This window comes from Paenibacillus sp. PvR098, assembly GCF_017833255.1.
GTDB lineage: Bacteria > Bacillota > Bacilli > Paenibacillales > NBRC-103111 > Paenibacillus_G.
Window position 1 is genome coordinate 3,300,938 of sequence record NZ_JAFIBU010000001.1, and the last position, 11,712, is coordinate 3,312,649.

Below are 11,712 nucleotides of genomic sequence, written 5' to 3' on the forward strand. Positions count from 1 at the left end.
AGCTTGGCCATTAGAACGGAAGAGCTGCTATTGAACGTAGGGCCGCAGCACCCAAGTACACACGGAGTATTTCGGATTATCGTCAAGCTGGACGGCGAGATCATTACGGAGGCCATCCCGGTTATGGGATACCTTCACCGAGGAACGGAAAAGCTGGCTGAGAACCTGACTTATACTCAGATCATTCCTTATACGGACCGGATGGACTACGTATCGGCGATGACGAACAATTATGTGCTTGTGAACGCCGTTGAACAGCTGATGCAGCTGGAAATTCCGGAACGAGCTGAATTTTTACGTTTGATCGTCATGGAGCTTCAGCGGATAGCCAGCCATATGGTATGGTGGGGCACATATTTACTTGATATCGGGGCGATGAGTCCGTTTCTGTATGCATTCCGCGACCGCGAAATCATCATTAACCTGTTCACCGAGCTGTGCGGTGCACGCTTGACCTATAATTACATGCGGGTCGGCGGGGTGAAGTGGGACGCACCCGAGGGCTGGATTGAGAAAGTACGCGATTTTGTCCCGTATATGAGAGATAAGCTTGATGAATATCATGAGCTGGTCAGCGGCAACGAAATCTTTCTGGCGAGGATTAAAGGCGTCGGTAAGTATGATGCAGAAACGGCGATCGCTTACGGCTTAAGCGGAGCGAACCTGCGCTGTACCGGGGTTGACTGGGATCTGAGGAAGGCTCAGCCTTACAGTTTGTACGACCGCTTTGAGTTCGATGTACCGGTGAGCCATAACGGGGACTGCCACGACCGCTATTTGCTGCGGATGGAAGAAATTCGTCAGTCGCTGCGTATTTTAGAGCAGGCCATAGAGCAATTTCCTGCCGAAGGTGAAATTATGGGTAAGGTGCCGCGGGTTATACGCCCCGCCGAAGGGGAGATTTATTCTGCCATCGAATCGCCGCGCGGCGAAATTGGGTGCCATATTATATCCAAAGGCAAGGATAAGCCTTACCGGTTGAAATTCCGCAGGCCATCGTTCGTCAATTTGCAAATATTGCCCAAGCTGCTGGTAGGAGAAACCATGGCAAACCTGATTACGATTCTCGGAGGCATTGATATTGTCGTCGGGGAGGTGGACTGCTGATGCCTGAATTGTTACAGCAGCAGTTGACTTGGACGAATGCAGCGATCATGTTCGCTTGGGGTGTCGTCATCCTAATGGTCGTTCTCGGATTTGTCACCTATGCCATATACTTTGAACGGAAGGTTATCGGCTGGATGCAGCTGCGGATCGGTCCGAACCGCGTTGGTCCGTTCGGCCTTCTGCAATCCGTGGCAGACGTACTGAAACTTCTGCTAAAAGAGGATACCATACCCAAAAAAGCGGAGCGAGAGCTGTTTATTTTAGCGCCGGTCATTACATTCATCCCGGCCTTTGTGGTTATTTCTGTTATTCCTTTTACGGATAGGCTGTTCAGTACGGATATGAACGTCGGCGTCTTGTTCTATATTGCTTTGTCTGGTATCTCCACCATCGGCATCGTGCTGGGAGGGTGGGCCTCAAACAACAAGTACGCTCTGCTTGGGGGAATGCGTTCTGCCGCGCAAATGATCAGCTACGAAATACCTCTGGTCATCTCCATTGTAGGCGTTGTGATGATGACGGGAAGCATGAATCTGAATCGAATTGTTGAGGGCCAAGCAGGCGGTTTCTGGCACTGGAACTTCCTGCCGCAAATCATAGGCTTTGCCGTGTTTGTCGTGGCCGCGATTTCTGAGCTTAACCGGACGCCGTTCGACCTGCCGGAGGCTGAATCGGAGCTGGTTGCGGGATATCACGTGGAATACAGCGGTTTTCGCTTTGCCTTCTTTATGCTCGCGGAGTATGTTTATGTATTTGCCATTGCGGGTTTAACAACAGCGCTATTCTTGGGCGGATGGCAGGCTCCGCTGCCGTTTCTCGATTTTATTCCGGGCATTGTTTGGTTCCTGCTTAAGTTTTCGTTCATCGTGTTCGTGCTGTTCTGGCTGCGGGCTACGCTTCCGCGGGTCCGTGTGGATCAATTGATGGGTCTGGGCTGGAAGGTGCTGCTGCCGCTCGCGCTGGTGAACATTTTTGTAACGGCCATTTATATGGCCATTGCCATGTAACTGGATGCATGCTGCCGGATGCTGAATACGAAAGGGTGAATCGAAATGAAGGGCATCATGAAAGGGCTCGGCGTTACGTTAAAAGGCATGACTTCCAAAAAAATAACATACGCTTACCCCGACGTTCCGCTGGAGATGCCGGACCGTTTTAGGGGAATCCAGCATTTTGACCCTGAGAAATGTATTGTGTGCAATCAATGCGCGCGCATTTGTCCTACGGAATGCATTAATCTGGTGGGAAAACCAAACCCGGATCCTGAGAAAAAGGGAAAGGTCATCGATACGTACGATATCAATTTTGAAATTTGTATTTTGTGCGATTTGTGTACCGAGGTGTGCCCGACAGAAGCGATCGTCATGACGAACAATTTTGAGCTGAGCACTTACAGCCGGGACGATTTGTTCAAAAATTTGGAGTGGCTGAACGAAAACAACAACAACGTGCGTAAAGAGAACAATTCGGCGCTTCCGAAAGGCGGGGCGAAGTAGATGTTCGGAAACATAGCTGAATTTTTATCCAGCGGGGAGAATATCGCTTTCTTTATATGCGCGTTGTTTGCCATCGGCGGTGCTGTTTTTATGCTCAGCTTCACTAAGGTGGTGCATATGGTACTGGCCATGGCACTGACCTTCCTCAGCCTCGCGGGACTGTATTTCGTGCTCGAAGCCGAGTTCGTCGGTGTGGTGCAAGTCTTGATTTATGCCGGTGCCATCTCGATATTGATGATCTTTGGAATCATGATGACCAAGCATAAGGAAGAAGAGGAGGAGCCCAAGCGACCATGGCATAACGCTCTGCTTTTCGTGGGTGCGGCTGGGCTGTTCGGCATCATATTTTATGCGATACAACAGTCGGAGATTCCCGCCGGCGAGTTCCCTTCTTTACAAGACAATACGATGGAAATCGGGAAGCTTCTGTTCACCTTGCACGTGATCCCGTTCGAGCTGATGTCGGTGCTGCTCACTGTCGCTTTCATCGGCGCCATCATTATTGCGAAGAGAGAGGAGGATTGATGGCATGGGAGCAAGCGGTTTGGCAACGCCTTATTTGACATTGGCAGCAATTTTATTCTGTATCGGTCTGTATGGCGCTTTGTCGAAGAAGAATGCGGTGATTGTGCTGCTTTCCGTAGAGCTGATGCTTAATGCGGTCAATTTGAATCTCATCGCTTTTTCAAAGTACGGTGTGAATCCCGGCTTGACGGGACAAATATTCTCTCTGTTCAACATCACGGTTGCCGCGGCGGAAGTAGCCGTTGGTATTGCGATTCTTATTGCGTTGTATCGTAACAAAGGGACAACGGATGTCGGCGAGATGGATTCGATGAAGCGATAATATGGCTTTGAGCCGCGCCGCCTGCCGCACTTACCGGCTTACTCGCGGTCGAAGCGAACGCTTAGAGGAGGACTTAAGCTCATGGTATCGGCTTACTCGCAATACGCTTGGCTCATCCCGTTGTTTCCTTTGCTGTCGTTTTTAATTTTGACGGCAGCAGGACGGTCTTTACGGGATGCAGGCGCTTATATTAGTATTTTAGCCGGGTTTGCATCGTTTATTTTATCCGTTCTCATTTTCTGGGAGCGCATCAGCGGACAGGTGGAAAATTTCACGTGGAACAATTTGGAGTGGATCAAGCTCGGCGACGTAACGCTTACGATGGGATTCGAAGTAACCAACCTGAATGCTTTGATGCTGGTCATCGTCACGTTGGTAAGCTTGCTCGTCAACATCTATTCCAAAGGTTACATGCATGATGATGAACGGATTAATGTGTTTTTCGCATACATAGCACTGTTTACTTTCTCGATGCTCGGACTGGTCATTTCTGAGAATTTGGTGCAGCTCTTCATCTTCTGGGAGCTCGTCGGTGTATGCTCGTTCCTGCTTGTCGGTTTCTGGTACTTTAAGCCAGAAGCGAGGGCTGCGGCCAAGAAGGCGTTCATTGTCACCCGGATTGGTGATGTGGGGCTGTTTATCGCTATTCTGCTGTTGTTCTGGGTCATGCCTAACAACGCGCTCGATTTCACTTCTATCAGCAACGCTTTTGAAAGCGGGCAAATTCCGGATCATATCGCAACGTGGATCGCGATCCTAATCTTTATCGGCGCGATCGGGAAATCTGGGCAATTTCCGCTGCACACGTGGCTGCCGGATGCTATGGAAGGTCCGACGCCGATCAGTGCTCTGATTCATGCTGCTACGATGGTTGCCGCCGGTGTTTATCTCGTGGCACGGACATTCGATATTTTTACGGCTTCGCCATCGGCGTTGACGGTGGTTGCGGTCGTTGGTGCATTCACGGCCATCTTCGCTGCGACGATTGGTACAACGCAGAACGATATCAAGCGCATTCTGGCCTACTCTACGGTAAGTCAGCTGGGTTACATGATGATGGCGCTCGGTATCGGTACGGCTGCCGCGTATACGGCAGGGATTTTCCACTTGTTTACTCATGCGTTCTTTAAGGCTCTGTTGTTCCTTGGAGCCGGCAGCGTCATCCATGCGGTTCATACGCAAAATATTCATGAAATGGGCGGCGTCGGCCGCAGCATGAAAGTCACCGCATGGACATTCGCCATCGGCGCTTTGGCCTTAAGCGGAATCGCTCCGCTCTCCGGTTTTTGGTCGAAGGATGCCATACTCACCGAAGCTTACTTTACCGGGCATTACGGTCTGCTCACCGTGGGGTTGATTGCGGCATTTTTCACTGCATTTTATATGTCGCGGTTATTCTTTTTGGTATTCATGGGCAAGCCTCGTCAGGAGCAGCACGGTGTGCATGAATCGCCTGCATCCATGACGATCCCGTTGGTGGTATTAGCGGTGCTTGCTGTAGTAGCGGGTTTTGTGTTTACACCGTTCAATCCATGGCTCGGCAGCTGGCTGACAGGACATGGGCCGGAAGAGCATGTGTCTATATTCGTCATCGTCATGTCGAATGTGGTTGGACTTCTTGGAATCGGGCTCGGTTATCTCGTTTATATGAAACGCTCCGTTCCGGCGGATGCGATTTCGGCGCGGGCTCCTTGGCTGTACTCTCTTTTGTACCGGAAGTACTACATCGACGAACTGTACCAAACGGTCATTGTTCGTCCTTTGAAAGGACTTGGTCAACTGCTTCATTTGTTCGACATTTATGTGGTTGACGGTGCGGTTCGGTTGTCCAGCTTTGCGGTGAACGGTCTCGGACGTCTCGGTTCCCGTATGCAGAATGGGCAGGTACAAACCTACGGCTTGGTTACGCTGATCGGGCTTATCATCATCATGCTGGCCATAGCTGGAAGGAGGTTCATCGATGCCGGATAACTTTCCCATCTTATCATTGATTGCTTTTTCGCCGCTCATTGGTGTGCTGATACTGATGTTCATGCCCAAAACGCAGGGCGGATGGATCAAGACAACAGCGATTGTCGTTACGCTCATTCCGCTGTTGTTGTCCGGATGGCTGTACTCTCAATTTAATACGAGCTTAGAAGGTGTGCAGTTTAAAGAAGAGCTTCCCTGGATTCAAGTGCCTTTGAACAAGGAAACGCAAGGGCTGAGCCAGCTGACCTCGTTTTTCTTCGAGTTCAACTATACGATGGCGGTGGATGGACTTTCGCTCCCGCTTGTATTCTTAACGGCGCTGGTAGCCACCATGGCTGCACTTGCTTCTGTTTATATTAAAAAAAGATGGAAGTCGTATTTTATCTTGTTTCTGCTGCTCGAAACCGGCATGCTGGGCGTCTTTATGTCTCAAGATCTGTTTCTGTTCTTCGTATTCTTTGAGATGACGCTGATTCCGATGTTCTTCCTTGTGGGCATCTGGGGATTCAAGGATCGGGAGCGTGCGGCGAACAAATTCCTGATTTATAACGGGATCGGGTCCGCGATTATGCTGATTGCTTTCTTGATCCTGGTCAGCACGGCCGGCTTCAGTCAGACGGTTCAAGACAACGGGGTATCGATCCATTATTCCGGAAATTTGAACGTCATTATGGAGAATCTGTTCCAAAACCCGGATTCGTATGTGAATCAAGGCGATTTAGAGGGCAACCCGTTCTTTTTAAGCGAAACGATGAAATGGTCGCTGTTCCTTATGCTTCTCGTGGCATTCGGTATTAAGCTTCCCATTTTCCCATTCCATACGTGGATGCTCAAGGTGCACATGGAAGCACCTCCTGCGGTGGTTATGATCCACTCGGGCATTCTGCTGAAAATGGGCGCTTACGGTTTGATCCGTTTCGGCATTCTGCTGTTCCCGCAGCAAGCTATGGAGTGGGCCTCCGTACTTGCTGTTCTGGGTGTCATTAATATTTTGTACGGGGCGATTCTCGCTTTTGTGCAGCGGGAGTTCAGGCTGGTTCTTGCCTACTCCAGTATAAGCCACATGGGCATCGTACTGCTCGGGATTGCGGCGTTCAATACGATCGGGCTGCAAGGAGCAGTATTTCAGCTTGTCTCGCACGGCTTGATCTCCGCTCTGATGTTTCTTATCGTAGGAAGTATTTACGAGCGGACGCGTACCACCCGGCTGGATGAGCTTGGAGGATTGGCCAAATCCGTGCCATTCATTTCTGGTATCCTGCTTGTAGCCGGGATGGCGTCTTTGGGATTGCCGGGCTTGTCCGGATTCATCAGCGAGTTCCTGGCGTTCATGGGGCTGTTCGAAACGCAAAAAATCATGACGGCTGTCGGTGCGCTTGGTATTATTCTGACAGCAGTATACGTGCTGCGGGGGGTACTGGCCATTACTTACGGACCGCTTCGAAAGGAACTGCCGGAGATGCGAGATGCGCGGCTGATCGAGGCCATACCGATGATTACGCTGGTCGCTTTCATTGTAGTGCTCGGTATCTACCCAAGTGTATTAAGCGATCCGCTGCATCAAACGGTCAGCGGTTTCAATCAATTCATTCACAGCGTAGCGAAGATGGGGGGTTAGACCGGTGGAACAGATACGTCTTCAAGCCAGTGATTTGATCCTGCTGGCCCCGGAGCTCACGCTAGTCATCGCGGCTGTCGTACTGTCGCTTATCGATTTGTTTCTTCCGCAGAAAGCGAGCCGTACGTGGCTCGGGTGGCTGTCGCTTGCCAGCATCATCATTTCCGCCGTCTTCGTCATTTCCTACCTGAACCCGGCAGAACCAAAGCAGCTTCTGCAGTTCAGTTACCGGATCGACGATTTCGCGAATATTATCAAGCTGGTACTGCTTACGGGCGCGGGGCTCATCACCTTCATGAGCATCGGCTCGGTAAAAGAAGAAAACATTCCTCACATCGGGGAATTTTATTACCTGCTGTTACCGGCAACGCTCGGCGGGATGATTATGGCCTCTTCCGGCGATCTGATTACGCTCTTCGTCGGGCTGGAGCTGCTTAGCATCACCTCCTACATTTTAGTTGCCATGAACAAAAAGAATTTGCAGTCTAACGAAGGAGCATTTAAGTACCTTGTGCTCGGTGGTATCTCTTCGGCCATTATTTTGTACGGGATGTCGTTTCTTTACGGTATGTCCGGATCAACGACAGTAAGTGAGATCAATGCTGCCCTAGGACAGAACGCAGAGGGAATGCTCCCTCTCATCTATTTAAGCTTTTTCCTGCTGCTTGCGGGCTTCGGCTTTAAGGTGGCGGCGGCTCCGTTTCATATGTGGGCGCCGGATGTATATCAGGGGGCGTCTACACCGGTTACCGCGTTCCTCGCGGTCGTTTCCAAAGCGGCAGCCTTTGCCATCCTGTTCCGTCTGATGTATAACATTTACATGGTCGGGGATTTGATGAGCAGGCCGATTCATCAGGATATCATGACATCCTTAATGGTGGTGGCAGCGGCGGCGATGGTTGTCGGTAACTTCGTTGCTCTGCGCCAGACGCACATGAAACGACTGTTGGCGTACTCCGGAATTGCTAATTCGGGTTATCTACTGGTACCCATTGCGATTCAGTTCTCGATGGTGCAATATTCGAACTTCGCCCAATTTACCTATTATTTGATCGCGTATCTGTTTATGAATATCGGTATCTTTGCCGTGCTGATGATCATCGAGCGGTCCACGGGCGATGAGACGCTGAAGGGCCTAGCGGGATTGTATTACCGGGCACCCGGTACGGCGATTGCTACGGTGCTTCTGGTACTGTCTCTGGCAGGACTTCCGGTGTCCGGAGGCTTCTTCGGAAAGCTGTACATTCTGCTGGCTACGATCTGGACACAGCATTATTGGCTGGCTGCGGTCATGATCGGAACGAGCATCATTGCGTACTACTTCTACTTCGGATTCATCCGTCAGATGTTTATGCGCACCGACTATGAAGCTCGGGACGTTCGCGTCCCATTGCCACTCGGCATCACCTTGTGGCTGTGCGCAGCGGCCAGCGTGCTGATCGGTCTGTTCCCTCAGTGGGTGATCGGTTATATTGAGCGGGTCTTCTCGCTTACTCAGGATTTGTTTATGTTTTACTAATCACCATTTGTTCACGAAAGCTCAGTTCTCCATTCATGGGAGGGCTGAGCTTTTTAGGTTATGTCTGATTCGTGAACGTTGGGGTCAGGATTTGAATTCCAGTTGCAGGGAATGCGGTTAAAGCTTAGAATGATATAATGGAGTTAGGCATACGAAATCAAGGCAAAGGATTTTGAATGCGATGAAAATTGATACGAATAAACATATACCTTTTTTGTCTTTCCTCAGCCTCGCATTTTTTCTGGCTTGCGCGGGTACTTCTTATGCTGCCCAGGCGGATGACCCGTTTTATGTGAGACAAACGTACTTGCAGCAAATCGGGATGAATCAAGCATGGGAAGTGGCGAAGGGTAACAGCGGCCTGACGATAGCGATCGTGGATACTGGAGTAGACCTGAAGCATCCTGACTTAGAACCGAATCTCGTTCAGGGGATCAATCTGATCAACCCCAAGCAGCCTCCGGCTGATGACAATGGACACGGCACGAATGTGGCCGGGGTTATTGCCGCTGTAGGTAACAATGACCGGGGAATTGCAGGGATGCTTTGGAATGCCCGCATCATGCCGATCAAGGCGCTTGAAGCGGATGGATCGGGCGGCGAGACGAAGCTCGGTGAAGGGATAAGGTATGCCGTCGATCACGGAGCCAAAATCGTTGTGCTTTCGCTCGGGCTGAATAAGTACTCCGCTTATATGAGTGACATTGTGCGTTATGCCGAAGAGAAGGATGTCCTTTTGGTGGCCGCTACGGGTAATGAAGGAAATCGGGTTAAATATCCGGCTGCTTATCCGACCGTGCTTGCTGTCGGCGGAGTTTCTCCTGGAGGAGAAGTAGATCGGAAATCGAATACCGGCCCTGAGGTGGACGTAGTTGCTCCATGGGATGTGTTTACGACGGGACTCGGGGGTACATATGAACCGAAAGACGGCACCTCCATGGCTGCACCGCAAGTGGCGGGCGCAGCGGCACTGCTCTGGTCGCAGCATCCTCAGATGAAAGCCCATGAGATTCGTCAGTGGATTCGGCAAACCGCCCAAGATTTGGGACCAAAGGGATGGGATCCGGCTACGGGCTATGGATTGCTTCGTGTCGACCGATTAATGACCGAGCCGTATTTGAGTGATATGTATGAGCCAAACAACCGGAAGGATCAATCCGCAGCATTGTCCATCAGTAAGAAGGTGAGTGCGTCTTTCTCTGGTGGAGCAGATTCCGATTGGTTCCATATCGATGCTGCTTACGACGGAACCGTGAATCTGACCTTTGATATGGACAGCAGGGTCACGGTGAATGTACAGCATACGAATGTGTCTGGACAGCTGACCAGCAAATCCGTGCAAGGGGGCCAGACGGTAGCTTTCCAAGTATCGAAAGGGCGTAGTTATTATCAGCTGCAGTTAAGTGATCGTAACCGTACAGATGAAATACCTTATCAGCTCATGACATCATTTGATATTTACCGTGATTTGTTTGAGGATAATGACCGTCAATTTAAAGCCTATGTGCTGCCTTCTCGCAGCTTATCGGTTAAAGGGACGTTTCATCAAAACGATGATGTGGATTGGTTTGAATTTCCCATCCCCCATTCCGGTTCTTTACGCATCCGGCTATCGACGGATACGGCCCGTATGGACCCTGTTCTGCTGGTACAAAAGCAGGGAGAGAAATCGATCACGATCGATGGAGCGGATGACGGAGGAACGGAATCGTATTATTTACCCGAGGTGTTTGCCGGAAGCTATTATATTCGGGTTACAAATGTGAAGGAATACGCCAACCCGGTCGTAGGGGAGTATACCCTTTCCATCGAATATGACGCGAAGCTGAACGACCCGAACGAGCCGAATAATCGTTCTTACCAAGCGACAACGGTATCTCTGGATACGCCTTACTCGGGCTTGCTCGACAGGCCTGATGACATCGATTGGTTTCAGTTCCGCTTAGAGGAAGAAAGTTTGGCGCAGATCAGACTGAGTGACATACCTTCACCTGTCACCATATATATGCAGTTGTATGATGGATCAATGAAGCCGATGGCAGGCTCGATGAATAATGCTTCGACGGATACACAGGAGCTGTCAGGACGATTTTTACCGGGATCGTATTATCTTAGGCTGTCATCCAACCGGACGTTCACAAATCGGATGTATCAGCTTCAAGTGAATGCCAAGCCGCTTACAAGCGGGTATGTGGATATTCGGAGCCATTGGGCGCGGAATGCAATAACAGGTCTGACCGCGAAGCAAATCATAGACGGTTACGGAGATTATACGTTTCAGCCCAATCGTGCGATTACCCGGGCGGAAGCAACGGCTGTGCTGTCGCGCGCTTTCAGCTTAACCAATGAGCGAAACGTTGCTTTCTCGGATTTGCGAACTACGCACTGGGCCTACTCGTACATCGCAAGAGCGTATCAGGCAGGCATGATTGAGGGTTATCCGGACCGAACCTTTGCGCCTGACCAACCGGTTACCCGGATGGAAATGACCGCCATGCTGGCCCGAAGCTTGAATATGACCGGGAAGTATCGAGGCTTGTCGCCATTTACTGATGTAGATGAGCGTTATTGGGGGATCGGGGTGCTGAAGCAGATGCAAGCGGAAGGTCTGATCAGCGGTTATGCTGATGGCCGTTTCCGACCGGATCAGCAGGCAACTCGAGCTGAGTTTATCCAGGTTTTATACGAAATATTGAATAAATAACAATAATATTTTTATTTTTGGTACAAAAGACCGATTAACGATGCAAAAACGTGGGTAAAAATCCATGACGAGGCCTCCTGCACCCGAATCATCCGGTGGTTCAAGCTCAGAATGGCTTCGTCAAAACGAGGAGCACTTTCTGTCATGGACTATTTAAATCAAATGAATGCTTCAATGGGCATGAAGGGCTTGCTGAATATTGCACTGGTACTGGTATTCATTGGCGTTTCCTGGTGGTCGTTACAGGAACTGAAGCTGGAGAGTATCCTTAAACGGCCGAAAAGTACGCAGGCTAAGCTGCTGCAAATCCTGCTCTCCATCGCTCTCGGATATCAGACAGCCCGTTTCGTCATCGACTACCTGGAGTGGTCAACATGGTTTTCGGGGATGTTCTAATCATCACATTTTCGAATAACCGAGGAGATTTTTGTCAACAATGGTTATTACAAC

Annotated in this window: 10 protein-coding genes; all 10 read left to right on the forward strand. The window is 50.3% G+C overall.

The genetic code is table 11. From position 1 onward, the window contains the following. Window positions 1–3 precede the first annotated feature (3 nt). On the forward strand, window positions 4–1,107 hold the full coding sequence (locus JOE45_RS16450) for an NADH-quinone oxidoreductase subunit D (RefSeq protein WP_210019229.1): 1,104 nt from the start codon (window positions 4–6) through the stop codon (window positions 1,105–1,107). Further along, window positions 1,107–2,114: an NADH-quinone oxidoreductase subunit NuoH gene (gene nuoH / locus JOE45_RS16455; RefSeq protein WP_280873779.1), complete on the forward strand. Its 1,008-nt coding sequence runs from the start codon at window positions 1,107–1,109 to the stop codon at window positions 2,112–2,114. The genes JOE45_RS16450 and nuoH overlap by 1 nt, the downstream gene beginning before the upstream one ends. 45 nt (window positions 2,115–2,159) lie before the next feature. After that, the gene (gene nuoI / locus JOE45_RS16460; RefSeq protein WP_210019228.1) at window positions 2,160–2,603 is read left to right on the forward strand and encodes an NADH-quinone oxidoreductase subunit NuoI; all 444 of its coding nucleotides are present in this window, start codon (window positions 2,160–2,162) and stop codon (window positions 2,601–2,603) included. Beyond that, window positions 2,604–3,128 carry an NADH-quinone oxidoreductase subunit J gene (locus JOE45_RS16465; protein ID WP_210019227.1) on the forward strand — a complete coding sequence of 175 codons (525 nt, stop codon included), beginning with the start codon at window positions 2,604–2,606 and terminating at the stop codon, window positions 3,126–3,128. A 4-nt stretch (window positions 3,129–3,132) separates the two neighbouring features. Further along, the gene (gene nuoK / locus JOE45_RS16470; protein ID WP_210024692.1) at window positions 3,133–3,450 is read left to right on the forward strand and encodes an NADH-quinone oxidoreductase subunit NuoK; all 318 of its coding nucleotides are present in this window, start codon (window positions 3,133–3,135) and stop codon (window positions 3,448–3,450) included. 81 nt (window positions 3,451–3,531) lie between these two features. Continuing rightward, window positions 3,532–5,421: an NADH-quinone oxidoreductase subunit L gene (gene nuoL / locus JOE45_RS16475; RefSeq protein ID WP_210023261.1), complete on the forward strand. Its 1,890-nt coding sequence runs from the start codon at window positions 3,532–3,534 to the stop codon at window positions 5,419–5,421. Then, window positions 5,411–7,039, forward strand: coding sequence for a complex I subunit 4 family protein (locus tag JOE45_RS16480; RefSeq protein ID WP_210023260.1), 1,629 nt, complete (start codon window positions 5,411–5,413; stop codon window positions 7,037–7,039). The genes nuoL and JOE45_RS16480 overlap by 11 nt, the downstream gene beginning before the upstream one ends. A 4-nt stretch (window positions 7,040–7,043) precedes the next feature. After that, window positions 7,044–8,558, forward strand: coding sequence for an NADH-quinone oxidoreductase subunit N (locus JOE45_RS16485; RefSeq protein ID WP_210023259.1), 1,515 nt, complete (start codon window positions 7,044–7,046; stop codon window positions 8,556–8,558). A gap of 181 nt (window positions 8,559–8,739) precedes the next feature. Beyond that, entirely contained in the window at window positions 8,740–11,262 is a 2,523-nt protein-coding gene (locus JOE45_RS16490; RefSeq protein ID WP_210023258.1) for a S8 family serine peptidase, read from the forward strand. Window positions 11,263–11,406: 144 nt separating this feature from the next. After that, window positions 11,407–11,658 carry a DUF1146 family protein gene (locus JOE45_RS16495; protein WP_210023257.1) on the forward strand — a complete coding sequence of 84 codons (252 nt, stop codon included), beginning with the start codon at window positions 11,407–11,409 and terminating at the stop codon, window positions 11,656–11,658. The last annotated feature ends 54 nt before the right edge of the window (window positions 11,659–11,712 follow it).